The following is an 18,843-nucleotide window of genomic DNA, read 5'->3' as shown; positions in this document are numbered from 1 at the left end:
CGCTGCTGCTCCTGACCGCGGCGCTGGCCGTCGTCGGCGGCCGGGATCTCGCGGCCGCCGCTGACGGCCCGGTCCGCGGGCGTCGGCACGGTGTCAGCCGGTCGGTCCAGGTAGCGGACGCCCTCCGGGCTGTCGCGACCGGGCAGTGCCCCAACGGCCCGTCTCCGCCCGGATTTTCGGAGCGGCCCGGCCAGGGTTGCTGGAGCTCCTGACCGGGCGGCTGCCCGAGCTGCGCGGCCCCGTGGTCTCCCTGTCGGGGTCCAGGGGGAACGCGGTCGGGGCCCGGAGGGAAGACTCTCCGGGCCCCGACCGTGTTGTTGCTTACGCGCCGCTCTCGCGGAGCATGTCCTCGCGTTCGACGAGCTTCACGCGTGCGCGGCCCTGGGGCTCGCCCAGTGCCTTTTCGGCGGCGTCCAGCTTGTACCAGCCCTCCCAGGTGGTGAAGCGGATCTCGCGCTCGGCGAGGAACGCCTCCACCGCCGCCGGGTCGGGCGAGACGGGCGTGTGCAGACGGCCGCCCGCGTGGTCGGCGAGCAGGTTCGCCACCGTCTCGTTCGCGTCGCCCTTGGTGTGGCCGATGAGACCGACCGGGCCGCGCCGGATCCAGCCCGTCACGTACGTGGACTGCAGGTGCGCGCCGGACTCCTCGATGACCCGGCCGCCCTCGTCCGGGACCGTGCCCGAGTCGAGGTCCCAGGGCAGCTTCGGCAGCTTCTCGGAGAGGTAGCCGACGGCGCGGTAGATCGCCGTGACGTCCCAGTCCTTGAACTCGCCGGTGCCCTTGACGTTGCCCGTGCCGTCCAGGGCGGTGCGCTCGGTGCGCAGGCCGACGACCTTGCCGTCCTCGCCGAGGATCTCCGACGGGGACTCGAAGAAGTGCAGGAACAGCTTGTGCGGGCGGTCGCCGACATCGCGGATCGCCCAGTTCTCCAGCGTCTTGGCGACCATGTCGGCCTGCTTGTTGCCGCGCCGGGTCGCGATCGAGCCGTCGTCGTAGTCGATGTCCTCCGGGTCGACGATGACCTCGATGTTCGGGGAGTGGTCCAGCTCCCGCAGCTCCATCGGGGAGAACTTCGCCTGCGCCGGGCCACGGCGGCCGAAGACGTGGACCTCCAGCGCCTTGTTGGCCTTCAGGCCCTCGTAGACGTTCGGCGGGATCTCCGTGGGCAGTAGCTCGTCCGCCGTCTTGGCCAGAACGCGTGCCACGTCGAGAGCGACGTTGCCGACGCCCAGGACCGCGACCTTCTCGGCCTCCAGGGGCCAGGTGCGCGGCACGTCCGGGTGGCCGTCGTACCAGGAGACGAAGTCCGCGGCCCCGTACGAGCCGGCCAGCTCGACGCCCGGGAGCGCCAGCTCGCGGTCGGCCGTCGCGCCGGTGGAGAAGATCACCGCGTCGTAGAAGGCGCGCAGGTCGTCCAGGCTGATGTCGGTCGGGTAGTCGACGTTGCCGAAGAGACGGATCTGCGGCTTGTCGAGAACCTGGTGCAGGGCCGTGATGATGCCCTTGATGCGCGGGTGGTCCGGGGCGACGCCGTAACGGATCAGGCCGAACGGGGCCGGCATGCGCTCGAAGAGGTCGATGGAGACACCAGGGTCGGCGGCCACATCGGACTTGAGCAGCGCGTCGGCGGCGTAGATCCCGGCGGGGCCGGCTCCGACAATGGCTACCCGCAGGGGGCGGGGCATGATCAGGTTCCCTTCGAGTGGCGACAGATCGACTCGGGGGAAGCCTAAACTCAGGCAAGCCTAACCCGGTAGGCGGGTCCGGTCTATGAACTCATAAACGTCATTTATGAGCCATCGGGCAGTGGTTGCTCCGCCCAGATGACCTTGCCCTTGGGGGTGTAGCGGGTGCCCCAGCGGTCGGTGAGCTGGGCCACCAGGAACAGTCCGCGCCCGCCCTCGTCGGTCATGGCCGCGTACCGCAGGTGCGGCGAGGTGCTGCTGCTGTCGGAGACCTCGCAGATCAGGGTCCGGTCGCGCAGCAGCCGGACGCCCACCGGCGCACCGCCGTAGCGGATCGCGTTGGTGACCAGTTCGCTCAGGATCAGCTCCGTCGTGAACGACAGCTCCGCCAGGTCCCAGCGCGCCAACTGCCGGGCCACCGCCGCCCGCACCTCGCCCACCGCCGCCGGGTCGACCGGTACGTCCCACTCGGCGACCCGGTCGGCGTCCAGCGCCCGGGTGCGCGCCACGATCAGCGCGATGTCGTCGTTCGGGCGGGCCGGCAGCAGGGCGTCCAGGACGCCCTGGCAGGTCTCCTCGGGCGAGCCGTCGGCGCCCTGCTCCAGGGCGGTGCGCAGCAGCTCCAGACCGGTGTCGATGTCCCGCTCCCGGTCCTCCACCAGCCCGTCCGTGTACAGCACCAGCGAGCTGCCCTCGGCGAGCTCCAGCTCGACCGTCTCGAACGGTAGCCCGCCCAGCCCCAGCGGCAGCCCGGCGGGCACCTCGGGGTACTCGACCCGGCCGTCGGGATGGACCAGCGCCGGCGGCGGATGCCCGGCGCGGGCCACGGTGCAGCGCCGGGTCACCGGATCGTAGATCGCGTACAGACAGGTCGCCCCCGAGACGGGCTCGCCCGCGCCGTCGGCCGCCTCGTCCTGGTCGATCCGGGCCACCAACTCGTCGAGCAGCCCCAGGAGTTCCTCAGGCCCGAGGTCCAGGGCGGAGAAGTTGTGGACGGCGGTGCGCAGCCGGCCCATGGTGGCCGCCGCGTGCAGCCCGTGCCCCACCACGTCGCCGACGACGAGCGCGACCCGGGTCCCCGACAGCGGCAGCACGTCGAACCAGTCGCCGCCCACCCCCGCCTGGGCGGGCAGATAGCGGTAGGCGATGTCCAGGGCGTTCTGCTCGGGCAGGGTGCGCGGCAGCAGACTCCGCTGCAGCGTGACGGCCATGCCGTGCTCGCGGGTGAAGCGGCGCGCGTTGTCGATGGAGATCGCGGCCCGCGCCACCAGCTCCTCCGCGAGCACCACCTCGTCCGGGTCGAAGGGATCCGGCCGCTCCGACCGCCAGAAACTGACCACGCCCAGCATCAGCGCACCGGCCCGCACGGGCACGGTGATCAGCGAGTGGATGCCGAACTCCACGACCTGCTCGGTCCGTTCGAGATCCTGGGCCCGCCACCCCGGCGACCGGGAGAGGTGCGCCTCCAGGACCGCCCGCCGGCCGCCGAGACTGCGGGCCTGCGGGGCGGAGTCCACGAACCGGATCCGCTCGCCCACCGCGTACAGCGGCGCGCCCTTGCGGATCGCGCTCAGCGCCGTGCGCCGCAGCGCGCCCCGCGCCTCCGGCTCCTCGCCGGCCAGCACGGCGTCGTACAGGTCTACGGTCGCGAAGTCCGCGAACCTCGGCACGGCCAGCTCCGTCAGCTCCTCCGCCGTGCGGGCCACGTCCAGGCTCGTGCCGATGCCGACCCCGGCCGCGTACAGCATGTCGAGGCGCTCGCGGGCCGCCTCCGCCCGGCCGGACAGGGCGCGCAGCTCCGTGGAGTCACGCAGCGTGGCGACGCTGCCGGCCGGTCCGCCCGCCAGGTCGGTGGGCCGCTGGTTGATCGCCAGCAGCCGGTCCCCGACGAGGTGCACCTCGTCCGTGACCATCCGCCCGGAGGCCAGCAGCTCGGCGGTGTCGCGGTCCAGCCCCAGATCGAGGACCTGCCGGAGCTCGGCGTCCGGCGGCAGGTCGAGCAGCCGCTGCGCCTCGTCGTTGGCGAGCAGCAGATCGCCCTCCGCGCCGACGATGATCACGCCTTCCCGCACGGAGTGCAGCACCGCGTCGTGGTGCTCGTACATGCGGGTCATCTCGCGCGGGCCCAGGCCGTGCGTCTGGCGCAGCAGGCGGCGGCTGACCAGCGCGGTGCTCGCGGTGGCCAGCACGAGGGCGACGCCGGCGCTGCCCAGGACCAGCGGCAACTGGTGGTCGGCGTTGCCCCCGACGTGCGCGGTGGTGATCCCGGACGACACCAGCCCGACCACCTTCCCGTCGGGCGCTTTCACCGGTACGACGGCCTGGACCAGCCGCCCTATGGTCCCGTCGACCACCTCGACGACGACGCCGCCGTCCAGCGCCGGCTGGATGGTCCCGACGAACTTCTTGCCGATGCGGTCCGGCTTGGGGTGGGTGTAACGGATGCCGTCGGCGTTCATGACGACGATGAAGTCCATGTCCGAGGCCTTGCGGGCGGCCTCGGCGCGGGGCTGGAGCACGGCCGTCGGATCCGGGCTCGCCAGCGCCGCGACCATGCCCGGCGCGTTCGCGAAGGTCTCCGCGACGGCGACGGAGCGGTTGCGGGCCTCCTGCGTGGTGTCGTGCCGCACCTGGAGCAGCAGCGCCACCACGGCGGCCACGACCAGCAGCAGCACGATGACCACTTGCAGGACGAACACCTGCGCGGCGAGACTGCGCCCGCCCAACGCGGACTCGGGCGTACGCCGGATCCCCGGGCCCCGGGGACGACGGGCCGGCCGGGCATCCGAGCGCCCCAGGAGTCGGACCATGTGCCATGTCTACACTGCCCGGCCCCGTGAGGCGAGAGGCATCACGGAGCGTCACGGGCCGCGACGTTCACCCGTGGCCCGGCAAATTTCCGTCGTCGGCGCGCCGGGTGGCCAGTAGCAGGGCGATGTCGTCGGGCCGGTCGGCGGCCTGCCGGGCCGTCGCGGTGAGCCGGTCCGCGACCTCCGCGAGGGGACGTCCGACGGGGCCCTCGGCTCCGGCCAGGACCGTGCGCAGCGCCATGATGCCCTCGTCGATGTCATGGCCCGGCCGCTCGACCAGCCCGTCCGTGTACAGGGCGAGGATCGCGCCCGGCTCCAGCCGTAGTTCCGTCACCGGGTAGTGGGCGCGCGGGTCCACCCCGAGGACCACGCCGCCGGGCAGCTCCACGACCTCGGTTCGCCCGTCGGGGTGGCGCAGCAGCGGCGGCAGATGCCCGGCGCGGGCCGCCCGGGCCAGCCCGGTGGCCGGATCCAGCCGGACGTAGCAGCAGCTCGCGAACTGGCCGGGGTCCAGGTCGATGAGGAGATGGTTCGTACCGCCCATGACCTCTTCCGGGGGCCGGTCGCCGAGCGCGAACGCCCGTACCGCGCTGCGCAGTTGCCCCATGGTGGCCGCCGCCTGCACCCCGTGCCCCTGGACGTCGCCGATGACCAGGGCCAGCCCGTCCCCGGCCTCCACGACGTCGTACCAGTCGCCGCCCACGTCCATGCCCTCCGTGCCCGGCAGATAGCGGCCTGCGGTCTCCACGCGCGGGTGCTGCGACAGCCGCCGGGGGAGCAGCGCCTGCTGGAGCCCGCGGGCGAGGGCCGCCTCCGTGTCGTAGCGCTGGGCCTTCTCCATGGCGTGGGCGATCAGTCCGGCGAGCGCGGTCAGTACGGTGCGCTCCTCCGAGGTGAAGCCGCGTCGGCCGTCGAAGCCGAGGATGCACGAGCCGACCGGGCGGCCGGAGGCGATCAGCGGGAGGAAGGCGCGGGCCCCCTCGGTCGCGTCCAGGGCGATGCCCGGATAGGCGGCGGCGAGCTGCTGCATCGAGTCGAAGAAGAGCGGACGGCCCGTGGTGAGCGTCTCCACGCCGGGCAGCCGGGCGTCCAGCCCCACCCCCTCGAACGGCGCCAGGAACCCTTCGGGGAAGCCGGACTCCCACGCCAGGTACAGGTGCCGCTCCTGGAGCAGGTAGATCGCCAGCCGACGGCCGCCGAACGCCGGCAGCAGCTCCTTCATGACCACCGCCGACACCTGCCGGGCGGTCACCGCCTCGGTCAGCGCGATGGCCAGCACGATCGGCCGGTACAGCGGGGCCGTCGCGGCGGCGGCGTCCGGCAGGGGCGGCTCCGGGCCGGCCGGCTCGGGTGCCGCGTCGTCCGGCACCCGGTTCGCCGGGACCGCCGTACAGGTCACCAGATCCGCGCCGGGATACAGGGACACGCGCAGCCAGTCGCCCTCGTACGGGCGCGGGACGGCGAGCGGGTCGTCGGCGGCTGGCAGCCGTACGTGGAAGTGCGCGGGCTCCGGCGTCAGCAGCGCGCCCCGCAGGTGCTCCTCGCACGTCGGTTGGGTCAGCCACGGCACGGCCTCCCACAGCGACCGGCCGACCAGCCGGTCCCGCGCCACGCCCAGCAGGTGCCCGGCGCGAGGATTGGCGTAGACGACGAGCCCGAGCCGGTCGAGACAGAACACGCCCTCCGGGAGAAGATCGGCGGCTCCGTCGGCCAGCGCGCCCTGCCCGGGATCGAGGAGCACACCGGCGACGGGCCGGAGCGCGTCGGAGGCATCGGCCGGACCAGCCACGCCCACGCCCGTCGCCTGCCACAGCTCCAGCAGCCGCAGGCCGCCCTCGGTGGTGCGCACCTGGATCGGCAGCGGCGAGGGAGGACCCTGGGCCGTCCGGCGCAGCAGACCGGGCAGCCGGTGGGCGTCCGTCGGGTCGACGGCCCGAGCCAGGGCGTCCAGCGTGGCCGGGGGCTCGCCCGGCGGCAGCCCGAGCAGGGCGCGGGCCTGCCGGTCCATGGTCACGGCGTCGGTCGCCGGGTCCCACGAGAACCGCCCGACCCGCCCCGGCGCCGCTCCCGCCGTCGGCGGCCGCACGCACAGCGGCTCGTCGTCCCAGGTCACGGCCTCGCCGGCCGCTTCAAGCCGCAGCAGAGCCACGCCCAGCGCGGCCGCCACGACCGACAGCCGCTCACGCTCCGCCAGCACCTCCGCCGCGTCGCCCACCGCCGGGAGCAGCACGGTCAGCACCCCGAAGGACCGCCCGTCCGCCACGACGGGCACATACAGCGAACCGAACTGGAAGGGCAGCCCCGCCGCGAACTGGGCGTACCGGCGCATCACCTCCGTGGCGTTCGCCAGCACCACCGGCACACCCGTCCGGAACACGTCGGCCACCGGGAACGGCCGGTCCACGTTCATCCGCCACCAGGGACGGAACAGCGGCCCGGGCAGCCCCGACAGGACCGCGAGCCGCAGCAGCCCGGGCGTGGCCGAGCACAGGTACACCCCACCGGCGCGCCCGTCCGTCACCCGCAGCGCGTCCGCCACGGCCCCGGTCAGCAGCACGGACGACGCCCCGGACGGCTCCCCCTCGTCCCCGGCGCTCCCAGTCATCGCCCCTACCTCGTCCATGCGCCGCCGCTTGGTCGACACAGCAAGAATGCGCCACACCAGGCCGGACATGCATCCGCACACGGCCCGCCGGGCGGCGGCCGGGTTGTGGCTGGGCTGCCATGGGGCTGCCGTGGGTTCGTGGCCGGGCTGCCGTCGGGTCGGCGGCAGCCGCACCCGGTCCGCCTGGCCGTCGGAGGGCTGTCGTCGGGCGGGTTGTTGGCAGGGCTGTTGTCGTGCTGTCGTCGGGCCGGTTGTCGGCAGGGCTGTTGTCGTGGTGCTGCTTGGCCGCCGTTGGGCCGACTGGGCCGGATGTGCATCCGCACGCGCCCCGCCCGGCCGTGGCCCGGCCGTGGCCGCGCTGCCGTCTGGCCGTTGTCGGGCTGCTGTCGGGTCGGCGGCAGCCGCATCCGGTCGGCTTGGCCGTCGCCGGGCGGTCGTAGGGCCGGTTGTCGGCTTGGCCGTTGTCGGGCTGCTGCTGGGCCGACCTGGCCGGATGTGCATCCGCACGCGCTCGGCCCGGCCGTGGCCCGGCCGTCGCCGGGCCGTCTGTCGGCCGGGCTACTGCCCGGCCGCTGCCCGGCCGCTGCCCGGCCGTCGATCCGGCGGCCGTCAGGCCGCCGTGGGGTGCAAGGTGCTTCTCGCGAGTTCGTAGGCCGGGAGCATTGCCTCGTGTTCGGTGGTGTCCAGGCCGCCGAGGTGTAGGACGACGGGGCCCGCGGCGGTGCTGACGGCGAGTGCGCGTTCCTTCTTGCTCTCCTCCATCAGTTTGCTCGTGGTGATGTACTCGACCTCCGCGCCGGTGACGTCGTCCGTCGTGAACGTGCGGTACTTCGCCCCGCTCGCTTCCTGCTCGGCGGCCACGAACTTCTCCAGTACGGCGCGCGGGTCGGTGTCGCCCGGCTCGCCGGTCCACACCCGCAGGAACCCGATCTTCCCGGCGGGCTTCGCGTCGATCTCGCAGGCCATGGTGACCGGGCCCTGCCGCACGAACGCGTCGGCGAGTTCGGCCAGGTCGCCGGTGGCGGCGCTCGCCTCCTCGGCGGCGACGGCCTCCGCCTTCCAGGACTCGGCGATGTCGAAGGTGACGGGAAGCTCGCAGGCCGACCCGGAGGCCCCGACGGACCCGCCGCGCACAGCGACAGCGACCTTCGCGGTGGCCTTCGCCGATGCTCCGGACGTCCCCGACGCGCCGCTGTCCGAGGTCCCGCCCTCGGCCGCGCACCCCGTCGCCAGCACCGTCAGCAGCCCTGCCGCCATCCCCGTCACCAGGGCCGTTCTCGTCGGTCTCCGTCCCATGCGTCCCACGTTCCCCGCCCCGAAGCGCACCGCTGTGTCTCCTCTCGCCGCCGGCCGGATGCCGGCGGAGCACTGTAACCGAGGGCCCCGCGACCGCTCGCTCGCACGGACGAGTGACGTGTCGTCACATTCGCCACCCGGAGGGGAAGCCATAGCGGCATGAGCACGACCGCGCCGATCGTCACGGGCCGACTTCCCATCGTTTCCCCCGCCGTTTCCTCCTCCGCCGCTTCCTCCGCTCACAAGGGGCTCACCACATGGCCGAGTTGACCCGCCGTAGACTCCTGGGCTCCGCGACGGGCGCGCTGGGCGCCGCCGCGGCCCTCTCCCTCCTCCCGCCGAGCGTCCAGCAGGCCGTCGCGGCCGAACCGCCCCGCCGCGGCTCGCTCGCCGAGATCGAACACGTCGTGCTGCTCATGCAGGAGAATCGTTCGTTCGACCACTACTTCGGCACCCTCGCCGGCGTACGCGGCTTCGCCGACCCCGAGGCGCTCACCCTCGCCAGCGGGCGGTCCGTCTTCCACCAGCCCGACGCCCAGAACCCGAAGGGCTACCTGCTCCCCTTCCACCTGGACACCCACACCTCCAGCGCCCAGGCCATCCCGTCCACCAGCCACGCCTGGTCGGTCCAGCACGAGGCGTGGAACGGCGGCCGGATGGACAACTGGCTGCCCGCCCACCGCAAGGCCGACGGCGCCGACGGCCCCTACGTCATGGGCTACTACACGCGCGACGACATCCCGTTCCAGTTCGCGCTGGCCGAGACCTTCACCGTCTGCGACCACTACTTCTGCTCGGTCCTCGGCCCGACCTGGCCCAACCGCCTGATGTGGATGACCGGCACCATCGACCCCGACGGCGGCCGGGGCGGCCCCGTCGTCCGCAACTTCGCGCCCACGCCGTTCGCCTGGACGACGTACGCCGAACGGCTCCAGGCGGCCGGCGTCGACTGGCGGGTGTACCAGCAGGAGGACGACTACGGCTGCAACCTGCTGGAGCAGTTCGCCGCGTTCAAGAACGCGCGACCGGGCTCCGAACTGTACGAGCGGGGCGTACGGGCGCAGCCGGAGGGCACGTTCGAGGACGACGCCCGCAACGACCGGCTGCCGACGGTGTCCTGGCTGGTGCCGCCGGGCCACCAGTCGGAGCACCCGGACTACCTGCCGGCGGCCGGCGCGGCCTTCGTCGCCTCGAAGATCGAGGCCATCGCGGCCAACCCGGAGGTCTGGCGCAAGACCGCGTTCATCCTCAACTATGACGAGAACGACGGCCTGTTCGACCATGTGCCGCCGCCGACCCCGCCCGCCGGGACGCCCGGCGAGTTCGTCGCCGGGCTGCCGGTCGGCGGCGGCTTCCGGGTCCCCGCGATCATCGTCTCGCCGTGGACCGTGGGCGGCTGGGTGGCCTCGGAGCGCTTCGACCACACCTCCGCCCTGCGCCTGCTGGAACGGGTCACCGGCGTCGCGGAGCCCAACATCAGCGCCTGGCGCCGCCGCACCTTCGGCGACTTCACCTCCGCCTTCCGCTTCGAGGACGCCCGCCCGCTCGCACCGGTCCTGCCCGACGACACGGCGGAGCAGTTGCTGACGGCGCAGCAGGAGGTCGCCACCCTGCCCAAGCCCACCCTGCCGGGCGCCGAGCAGACCTTCCCCTACCAGGAGACGAGCCGCCACCCGCAGCGCTGACCCGGCCGGGGTCGCTCATGGGTACGCGACGGCGTCCGGCGGTTCTGCGCGCGTAGACAGCGGGCTGCCCTGAGACAGGAAGAACAGGGCGCAGATCCGCAGCGGCTCCGGCTCCCGGTTCTCCGCCCGGTGCACGCCCTGCGGCCCCACCGGCTCGACGATGCACCCGCCGGCGGGCGTCACGCACTCGGACCCGTCCGCCAGGGTCCGGGTCAGGACGCCCGCCGTCACCACGGCGACGACCCGCCCCTCGTGGTAGTGCCAGGGCAGCGAGCCGCCCGGCGGCACCTCGTAGTCCGCCACCACCACCCTGGTGTCCGCCGGCACGGCCAGCGCGAGCCGCTCGGTGAGCAGGCCGTCGGCGAGCAGCGCCGGTACGGGTTCGACGCTACGTAACCTTGCCGTTGTCATGTTCCGCTGGTCAGTGCGTTCCACAGAGGTGAGATTAACCCACTTGAGTTACGGTGGCGTGACCGGGTGTCATGGAGTGCCCCGGGGAAGTGTGAGATAGACGGCTTGCGAACGGAGTGATCCTCGCGAGCCGTCTTCGCGTCTTCCAGGGCGTGACTCGTACGAAAACATCGTGCGACGAGTGGGTGGGGGGAGACCTTGAGCATCCTGCGTCCGGAAGTGGAGCGGCCTCGCGACAGAGCCGCAGCGGCTGAGCCCCGGGACGGCCGGTCCGAGGACAGGCCGCGCCGCGGCATAGCCGCGACACTCGCCCGCGCGGCCAGGTTCGTCGGCCGGACCCTGCGCGGCGAGTGGTACGGCATCGTCGTCGACCCCCTACGGCAACTGCGCCAGCGCGGTCCGGCCGCCCTGCTGCTGGCGTTCGTGGCCTGCGCGGGCGTGATCTTCTTCCACGCCATAGCCCAGCACCCCAGCGGCGCGACGGTGGTACGGCTCATCGGTGGCGTCCAGGGCGACCTGCCCCTGTGGCTGGCCCTGCTGCGCACCCCCGTCTCCCTCTACGTCCCGGCGCTCGACCTGCCGGTGTGGGCGGGCATCACCCAACTGTTCCTCGCCTTCGCGCTGGCCGAACTGTCCCTGGGCCGCCGCAGGACCCTGCTGGTCGCCTACGCGTCGACGCTCGCGGGCACCCTCACGGTGCGGCTGATGATGGCGCTGGGGCCGGGCTGGTGGGGCATCGGACTGCCGCCCGAGGTCGGCCAGGTGCTCGACACCGGCCCTTCCGCCGCCGTCGTCGGACTGTTCACGTACCTCTCGGTCGTCCGCCACGCGCCCATCGTGTTCACGCTCACCGGCGGCTCGATGGTGCTCGAGTCGATCGCCAAGCCCAACCTCGCCGGCCGCGAGCACCTGATCGCGGTGGCCGCCGCCCTCGTCCTCGGCCTGCTCCACGAGCGGTCCCGCCGCCGACGCCAGGCCCTCGCCCGACCTGCGGATACGCTGGCCGCATGACCGAGAACCCGCCGCCCTGCCCCCGCTGCTCCTGCGCGTACACGTACGAGATGAACGCCCTCGTGGTCTGCCCGGAGTGCGGCCACGAGTGGGTGCCCGCCGAGGGCGCGGCGGACGCCGGTGCCGTCGGTGCCGTCGCGGAGAAGGTCGTCCGGGACTCCGTGGGCAACGTTCTCCAGGACGGCGACTCCGTGGTCGTCGTCAAGGCGCTCAAGGTCAAGGGCAGCTCCTCAGGCATCAAGGCCGGCACCAAGGTGCGCGGCATCCGCCTCGTCGACGGCGTGGACGGGCACGACATCGACTGCAGGATCGACGGCTTCGGGGCCATGCAGCTCAAGTCGAGCGTGGTCAAGAAGTCCTGACCGGCCGCCCCCGACCTCCGTGGCGGCCACCACGTCCACGGTGATTCCCGTCGCTCCGCGCAGCCAATTCGGGTACTCCCGCCCGCAACCGACCGCCCCGGCACCCGGCCGCGCGGTATACGTCGCTCGAACCGCGCGCGACGACGGGAGACCCATGAAGCACACGGAACACGCCGAACACACGCAGTACACAGCATCCGCTGAGTCCGCTGAGTACTACGACCTCGGTACCCACAGCCGGTCCGTGACGACCTCGTCCGGCGAGGCGCAACTGTGGTTCGACCGGGGGCTGGTCTGGTCGTACGGCTTCCATCACGAGGAGGCCGTCGCCTGTTTCGAGGCGGCGGTCCGCGCCGATCCCGACTGCGCCATGGCCCACTGGGGCATCGCCTACGCGCTCGGCCCCAACTACAACAAACCGTGGGAGTTCTTCGACGACCAGGACCTGGAACGGACCGTCGCCCGCACCCACGCCGCCGTCGAACGCGCCCATCAGAAGGCCGCGGCCGGCGCCACCCCCGTCGAACGCGCCCTGATCGGCGCGCTGCGCGCCCGTTACCCGCAGACGCGCCCCGCGCAGGACTGCGCCGTATGGAACGAGCCCTACGCCGACGCCATGCGCGCCGTCCACGAACTGGCCCCCGACGACCTCGACGTCGCCGCTCTGTACGCCGACGCCCTGATGAACCTCACCCCCTGGCAACTGTGGGACCCGCGCACGGGCGAGCCCGCCGAGGGCGCCCGCACCCGGGAGGCGAAGGCGGTGCTCGACCGCGCCCTCGCCGACGACGCGGCGACCCGGCACCCGGGCGTCCTGCACTTCTACATCCACCTCATGGAGATGTCGCCCACCCCGGAGGCCGCCCTCCTGGTCGCCGACCGGCTGCGCGGCCTGGTGCCCGACGCCGGGCATCTCCAGCACATGCCCTCGCACCTGGACGTGCTGTGCGGCGACTACCGCCGCGTCGTCACCGACAACACGGCCGCGATCGCCGCCGACGAGAAGTACCGGGCGCGCTCCGGGGCGATGAACTTCTACACGCTGTACCGGTCGCACGACTACCACTTCAAGATCTACGGAGCGATGTTCCTCGGCCGGTTCGGGACCGCCCTGGAGACGGCGGAACTCCTGGAGGCCTCCATCCCGGAGGAACTGCTGAGGGTGGAGAGCCCGCCCATGGCCGACTGGCTGGAGGCGTTCCTCGGCATGCGCTTCCACGTGCTGATCCGCTTCGGCCGCTGGCAGGACGTCCTCGACGTACCGCCGCCCGCCGACCCGGTCCTGTACAGCGTGACCTCCGCGCTGCGCCACTACGCCCGGGGCGTCGCGCTCTCCGCCACCGGCCGGGTCCAGCGGGCCGAGGCCGAACGCGCCCTGTTCCGTGCGGCGGTCGACCGCGTGCCGGAGACCCGCATGCTGTTCAACAACACCTGCCGGGACGTCCTCGCCATCGCGTCCGCCATGCTCGACGGCGAACTGGAGTACCGCAAGGGCCACCACGACCTCGCCTTCGCCGCCCTGGAACGGTCCGTCGAACTCGACGACGCCCTCCCCTACGACGAGCCCTGGGGCTGGATGCAGCCCACCCGGCACGCCTACGGCGCCCTGCTGCTGGAGCAGGGCCGGATCGCTGAGGCCGAGGCGGTCTACCGCGCCGACCTCGGACTCGACGACACACTGCCCCGCCCCTCCCAGCACCCCGGCAACGTCTGGTCCCTGCACGGCCTGCACGAGTGCCTGGTCCGGCAGGGCAAGACGGCCGAGGCGCGGATCGTGGCCCACCAGTTGAAGTTCGCCGCCGCCCTGGCCGACGTACCCGTACAGGCCTCCTGCTTCTGCCGCCTCGACACAGACACGGGTACCGACACGGGCACAGGTACCGGCACCGGGTCCGTGGTCACGCCCGGGTGCTGTGCCATGGACAATTGATCGAGAGATGAACGAGACACGTGGATCGAAGTGGGCGCTGCCGCACCTCGGCGCGGCGCACCAGGACGCCGTCGCCCGTGCGCGGGGCTGGGCCCAGTTGGCGCTGGTCCTGGTGGCCGGCTGTGTCGCGGTGGTGATGGTGGGCGCGTCGTCCGGCGGCTGGCTGATCCTGCTCACCGGATTCGCCCTCCTCGCGCTGGCCGGGGCGGGCGTGTGGTGGATGCTGGCGCACCGGGGCGGAGCCCGCCTGCTCGGCGGCCTGCTGGCGGTCGCCGCGCCCCTGGGCGTCATGGTGCTGTACGCCCTGTCCGGTCTGTGGCCGGTGGCGGTGGGCGCGGTCGCCCTGTGGGCGGGGGCCCTGGCCTCGGCCCGCGCCTCCCTGCGCAGTGTGCGCCGCCCCAAGGGCACGCACGGCCGCAGGACCCCGCCGCCGCGCCGACCCGTCCTGATCATGAACGTGCGTTCGGGCGGCGGGAAGGTCGAGAAGCACGGCCTCGTCGCGCGTGCCGAGGCGCTCGGCGCGCGGGTGGTCCTGCTCGGCACCGACGACACCTACGTCGACCCGGCGCAGGAGGCCCGCCGGGCCGTCGCCGACGGCGCGGACCTGCTCGGCGTCGCGGGCGGCGACGGCACCCAGGCTTTGGTCGCCGCCGTGGCCGCCGAACACGGCGTGCCGTTCCTGGTCGTCGCGGCCGGCACCCGCAACCACTTCGCCATGGACCTCGGCCTCGACCGCGCCGACCCGGTGCGCGGCCTCGACGCCCTCACCAACGGCGTCGAACTCCGCGTCGACCTCGGCGACGTCAGCGGACGGCCCTTCGTGAACACCGTCTCCTTCGGGGCGTACGCGGAGATAGTGCAGAACCCCGACTACCGCGACGCCAAGGCCGCCACCGCCCTCGACCACCTGCCCGACCTGTTGCAGGGCGACTCGGGCCCGACCCTGGACGTCCGTACGGACGACATCCAGGTCCACGCGCCGCAGGCCCTGCTGGTCAGCAACAACGCCTACGCCCGCGCCGACCCGCTCGGCGGCGGCCGTCGCCCCCGGCTGGACGCCGGACTGCTCGGCGTGATCGGCGTCCGGGTGGACGGCCCGGCCCAGGCCGCCGAACTCGCCCTGCTCGGCGAGCGCGCGGGCAGCATCACCTCGGTGACCTCCCGGCGCGTCGTCGTCGAGGCCGACCGGGAGCGCATCGCGGTGGCCGTCGACGGCGAGGCACTCGAACTGGCCACCCCCGTCGTGTGCACGGTCCGGCCCGCCGCGCTGCGGGTCCGGGTGCCCCGGCACCGCCCGGGCGCGGCCTACGCGCCCCCCACGGTCGACTGGCGGCGCATCGTCCGCCTCGCGCTCGGCCGCCCCGACCCCCGCACGATCAAGGAGGCCTACGATGTCTGACCGCCGACCGAAGCTCCCCGCCCTGGGGCTGGTCAGTGACCTCGCCACCATGGACCAGGCCCTGTACGAGACGGTCACGGTGACGCGGACGCCCACCCTGGACACCGCGTTGCGCCGGCTGTCGGCGGCGGCCGACCACTCCAAACTGTCCTTCGCGATCGCGGCGGCGCTCGCCCTGCGCGGCGGCCGCTCGCGCCGGGCCGCCGCCCTCGGTGTCGCGGCCATCGGCGTCGCCTCGGCGACCGCCAACCTGCTCGGCAAGCAGCTCGTACGCCGGCCGCGCCCGTACCGCGCCGAGGACTCGCCGTTCCCGGGCCGGCACGTGCCGATGCCGCACTCCGCGTCGTTCCCGTCCGGGCACACCGCCTCGGCCGTCGCCTTCGCCGCCGCCGTCGGCCCGGCGCTGCCGGTCTCCGCCGTCCCGCTGGGCCTGCTGGCCTGCGCGGTCGGCTACTCGCGCGTGCACACGGGCGTGCACTACCCGGGCGACGTCGTGGCCGGCGCGCTGCTGGGCACGGGCTCGGCGGCGCTGGTCCTGGCCCTCGCCGCCCGCAACGAGGCCTGAAAGACCTCTAGTTCACAGGGCTCTGCGCCCTGCCGCAGCAGAGGAAGACGTGCGGCTCGGGCGCGGCCTCGGGATGGTCGGGGGTGAACAGCGCGTTCTCCTCGGCCAGTACGGTCAGCCCGGCGCCGGTCACCACGTCGACGAGCGCCTCGCCGGTGAAACTGGTCACCCGCACGGGCTCCCCCATGAAGACAGCGTCGACCCCCTGCACGTCCAGCGGCACGGTGGCGAGCACGAGACTGCCACCGGGGCGCAGCGCCCGCGCCAGCCGCCCGAGCAGGGCGCTCTGCCGCGCACGCTCCATCTGGAGCAGTGAGAAATACACGCAGACCGCGTCCAACGTGCCTTCCTCCAACGGGAGTTCACGCACGTCGACGCAGCGGAACGTCGCCTGCGGCACCTGGCGCGCGGCGAGGTCGACCATCACGGGGGAGACGTCGACGCCCAGCACGTCATGCCCGGCCCGCGCGAGGGTCTCGGCCGTGGGCCGCCCCGTGCCGCTGCCGACGTCCAGCACCCGACTGCCCGGCGCGAGCCGGTCGAGCAGCCACTCCAGGGAGCGGCGGTGCGCATCCGAGTGCGCGAACGCCTTCTCGTAGGCGGCTCCCAGAGCGTCGAACACCCGCGCCGCACGCCGTCCGTCGTCCTCGTCCGTCACGCCTGCCTCCCCAGAACCGGAATCATATTTTCCGCTACCGGAAGTAACATGATCCACTTTCTCCTGGCGTGGGCCTTACTGGTGAGTAGCGGAGGCCCTCGGTAACCGTCGTTCCGTTCGGAGGACCCCCCATGCTCTCTCCCGAGGATGCCCTGCAAGAGGCGCGCAACGCCTACGAGGCGCACGTCGGCTCGTGCCGTCAGTGCCACGTCGACAGGTCGCCGTGCGCCGTGTCCAAACACCTGCTGCGCATCTACAACAACGTCAGAAGAGCGCAGGCGCGCGCGAACACCACGATGCACTGACGCGTTCCGGCCGGTCGACGGCTCCCCGCCCCTTACGCGGGGCGGACGGCGCCGCGCAGCGCGCCCTCCCCGAACGGGAGGATCGCCTCCTCGCGGATGTACGCGCCCGGACCCGGAGCGTGGATCATCATGCCGTTGCCGGTGCACAGGCCGGTGTGGCTGAGGTCGTCGAAGAAGAAGACGAGGTCGCCGGGGCGGAGGTCGGCCAGGCTGATCCGGGTGAAGTCCTTCGCCTGGTCGATGGCGGCCCTCGGCAGGGTCACCCCGGCGGCCCGCCAGGCGGCCTGCGTGAGGCTGGAGCAGTCGTAGGACTCCGGCCCCGTCGCTCCCCACACGCACGGCCGCCCGATCTGGGCCCGGGCGAAGGCGAGGGCCTTGTCCGCCTTCCCCAGGTAGGCGGTCCCGGTCGCGCTGACCGTGAGGTCGGCGGGGGCGGCGACCGGGGGCGCGGTCGGCGCGGGCGTGGGGATGGGCAGGGGATCGGTGAGCGGGTCCGGGACCGGGGCCGGGGCCGGCGGGGCCGCGAGGCCGCCGGGAGCGGCCTGGTAGCCGGAACCGGCGGTCATGATGTCCGACGCGGCTGCCATGACACCGAGTTCGGATGTCTGATAGCCCGGAACGGGGGCAGGGGCAGGGGCAGGGGCGGGAGTAGGAGCAGCCGTGAAGCCGGACGGGGGTGTGGGGAAGCTGAATTGGCCCGTCTGGTATCCGTCCATGCCGGTGCCGGCCATGCCTGTGACGGGTGCGGCCGTGCCGGGCACGGCCATGCGGGGATCGGTACCCGGTGTCGCGAAGCCGGACTCGGGTGCCGTCGGGCCGAGGTTGGGCAGCGGGAAGCTGAACGGCGGTGTGGTGAAGCCGAGTTCCGACCCCAGGTATCCGGATGTGGGAGCGGGCGTGGGTGTGGGTGTGGGTGCGGAGAACGGGACGGCGGCTGTCGCGAAGCCCGACGCCGGTGTGGCGAAGCCGAATTCACCGGTCGTACGGAAGCTGCCGGTGCCGGTCGTCGATGCCGTGCCGGTAGCGGCGGCAGAGGGCGTTCCCGCCCACGCGGCCGCGATCTCCGCCCGGAACGCCTGCTGCTCCGCGGTGTCCCAGGGCTGCTGAACCGGCTGTTGCATCGGCGCCTGCCGGGCCGGTGCCTGCTGGACCGGCTGCGACGGGGCCGACGGCGTCACGGCGGGCCGTGCCTGGACCACGGGCATGGCGATGGAGGACGTGAGCAGGGACTCCGCGGTGGGCGCGGAAGCCGCCGCTGGCACGGGCGGCGCGGGCTGCGCGAGGCCGCGGGCCAGCACCTCCCGGGCCGTGACGAGCTTCCGGCCGATCTGCTCCTTGTTCTTCTTGAGCGAGGCCTGCCGGTCCGTCGGAGCGGCGGCGGAGGAGGATGCGGTGGCGGAGTCGCGGGAGGCGGCAGGGGCGGGGACGGCGGGCAGCAGGGCCTTGGGCTCGTCCCGGCGCGGCTCGGGCGCGGCGGGCAGCGCGGCGACGGCGGCGCGCGAGGCCGGCTCCGGCGTCCGTCGGGTGGCCGCCTCCAACTCGCGCACCACGGCGCTGTCGCCGGAGCGCTCCGGCGGGCTCGCCGGACGCGCGGCGCGAGGCGGACGCGCGGCGCGAGGCGGACGGGCGGGCTGGCGATCGGCGGGCAGTACGGCGGGAGTGGTCGGACCGAGCCGGTCGCGCGCGACGTCGAACCACTGCCGGGCGACCGCGTCGAGCGACGGGTCGGCCGACCCCCGGCCGCCGCCGGCGGATCCAGAGCCGGATCCAGAGCCGGAGCCGGATCCGGAGCCGCTTGTCCGGCGCGTGCGGCTCGACATGGCACGTGTCACGTTGTAGGTGCCCGTGTCGGTCTCGGCCCGGTCGTAGAGCGAGCTGACCCGCTGCCGGATCTCCGCGCGGCTCGGCTCGTCGGTGCTGCTGCCTGGGGAGCGCGGGCTGCGATCCGTCGCCATGGAAGACGTACTCCTTCCGTGCTCCGCCTGCCTGTCGGCCTGGCGGAATCCGGGCGACCCCTGTTGCGGGTGCCCCAAGCCCCCTGCCCTGAGGAGCAGTAGTACGGCCTGACGCCAAGTAAACCAACTTGTGTGACTGGAGTGAAGGTTGAAGCGTTAAATGTC

Annotated in this window: 15 protein-coding genes; 8 read left to right on the top strand and 7 right to left on the bottom strand. The window is 73.4% G+C overall.

Annotated elements, in window-relative coordinates; translation table 11 throughout:
- Positions 1-212, top strand: a 212-nt coding sequence (locus BMZ82_RS41435; protein ID WP_218159087.1) for a hypothetical protein, incomplete at its 5' end; no start/stop codon positions are given.
- A gap of 109 nt (positions 213-321) precedes the next feature.
- On the opposite strand, the gene BMZ82_RS37270 is transcribed toward BMZ82_RS41435, so the two are convergent.
- From BMZ82_RS37270 to BMZ82_RS37255, 4 genes are all read right to left on the bottom strand, one after another.
- Positions 322-1,686 (bottom strand): FAD-dependent oxidoreductase, encoded by a 1,365-nt coding sequence (locus tag BMZ82_RS37270; RefSeq protein WP_093781833.1) that lies wholly within the window; start codon positions 1,684-1,686, stop codon positions 322-324.
- 104 nt (positions 1,687-1,790) lie between these two features.
- On the bottom strand, positions 1,791-4,496 hold the full coding sequence (locus tag BMZ82_RS37265) for a SpoIIE family protein phosphatase (protein ID WP_177244857.1): 2,706 nt from the start codon (positions 4,494-4,496) through the stop codon (positions 1,791-1,793).
- Positions 4,497-4,563: 67 nt separating this feature from the next.
- On the bottom strand, positions 4,564-7,101 hold the full coding sequence (locus BMZ82_RS37260; protein WP_093781832.1) for a SpoIIE family protein phosphatase: 2,538 nt from the start codon (positions 7,099-7,101) through the stop codon (positions 4,564-4,566).
- Positions 7,102-7,710: 609 nt separating this feature from the next.
- Positions 7,711-8,397, bottom strand: a complete 687-nt coding sequence (locus BMZ82_RS37255; RefSeq protein ID WP_093781838.1) for a lipoprotein — start codon at positions 8,395-8,397, stop codon at positions 7,711-7,713.
- A 257-nt stretch (positions 8,398-8,654) separates the two neighbouring features.
- Here BMZ82_RS37255 and BMZ82_RS37250 point away from each other — a divergent pair, with 257 nt between their 5' ends.
- Positions 8,655-10,082: an alkaline phosphatase family protein gene (locus tag BMZ82_RS37250; RefSeq protein ID WP_093781831.1), complete on the top strand. Its 1,428-nt coding sequence runs from the start codon at positions 8,655-8,657 to the stop codon at positions 10,080-10,082.
- Positions 10,083-10,097: 15 nt separating this feature from the next.
- Here the strand turns inward: BMZ82_RS37250 and BMZ82_RS37245 are convergent, their stop codons facing one another.
- On the bottom strand, positions 10,098-10,517 hold the full coding sequence (locus BMZ82_RS37245; protein ID WP_143098990.1) for a cupin domain-containing protein: 420 nt from the start codon (positions 10,515-10,517) through the stop codon (positions 10,098-10,100).
- Positions 10,518-10,691: 174 nt separating this feature from the next.
- On the opposite strand from BMZ82_RS37245, the gene BMZ82_RS37240 reads away from it, so the two are divergent.
- From BMZ82_RS37240 to BMZ82_RS37220, 5 genes are all read left to right on the top strand, one after another.
- Entirely contained in the window at positions 10,692-11,504 is an 813-nt protein-coding gene (locus BMZ82_RS37240) for a hypothetical protein (protein ID WP_371271355.1), read from the top strand.
- On the top strand, positions 11,501-11,866 hold the full coding sequence (locus tag BMZ82_RS37235) for a zinc ribbon domain-containing protein YjdM (RefSeq protein ID WP_093781829.1): 366 nt from the start codon (positions 11,501-11,503) through the stop codon (positions 11,864-11,866). Before BMZ82_RS37240 ends, BMZ82_RS37235 begins: the two co-directional genes overlap by 4 nt.
- Before the next feature lie 154 nt (positions 11,867-12,020).
- Positions 12,021-13,796, top strand: a complete 1,776-nt coding sequence (locus tag BMZ82_RS37230; RefSeq protein WP_093781828.1) for a tetratricopeptide repeat protein — start codon at positions 12,021-12,023, stop codon at positions 13,794-13,796.
- A gap of 7 nt (positions 13,797-13,803) precedes the next feature.
- Positions 13,804-15,195: a diacylglycerol/lipid kinase family protein gene (locus tag BMZ82_RS37225; protein ID WP_093781827.1), complete on the top strand. Its 1,392-nt coding sequence runs from the start codon at positions 13,804-13,806 to the stop codon at positions 15,193-15,195.
- Complete coding sequence (locus tag BMZ82_RS37220) at positions 15,188-15,760, top strand: phosphatase PAP2 family protein (RefSeq protein ID WP_093781826.1); 573 nt, start codon at positions 15,188-15,190, stop codon at positions 15,758-15,760. The genes BMZ82_RS37225 and BMZ82_RS37220 overlap by 8 nt, the downstream gene beginning before the upstream one ends.
- Before the next feature lie 7 nt (positions 15,761-15,767).
- Here the strand turns inward: BMZ82_RS37220 and BMZ82_RS37215 are convergent, their stop codons facing one another.
- Positions 15,768-16,418: a class I SAM-dependent methyltransferase gene (locus BMZ82_RS37215; RefSeq protein ID WP_093781825.1), complete on the bottom strand. Its 651-nt coding sequence runs from the start codon at positions 16,416-16,418 to the stop codon at positions 15,768-15,770.
- A 131-nt stretch (positions 16,419-16,549) separates the two neighbouring features.
- Between BMZ82_RS37215 and BMZ82_RS41105 the strand changes: the two genes are divergently transcribed.
- Positions 16,550-16,723, top strand: a complete 174-nt coding sequence (locus BMZ82_RS41105) for a hypothetical protein (protein ID WP_177244856.1) — start codon at positions 16,550-16,552, stop codon at positions 16,721-16,723.
- Positions 16,724-16,755: 32 nt separating this feature from the next.
- Here BMZ82_RS41105 and BMZ82_RS42410 read toward each other — a convergent pair whose 3' ends face one another.
- The gene (locus BMZ82_RS42410; RefSeq protein ID WP_256252316.1) at positions 16,756-18,678 is read right to left on the bottom strand and encodes a C40 family peptidase; all 1,923 of its coding nucleotides are present in this window, start codon (positions 18,676-18,678) and stop codon (positions 16,756-16,758) included.
- Between the last annotated feature and the right edge of the window lie 165 nt (positions 18,679-18,843).

The organism is Streptomyces sp. yr375, assembly GCF_900110755.1.
Lineage (GTDB): Bacteria > Actinomycetota > Actinomycetes > Streptomycetales > Streptomycetaceae > Streptomyces.
Note: the sequence above shows the minus strand (reverse complement) of the source record. Positions and strands in the feature narration are given on the sequence as shown.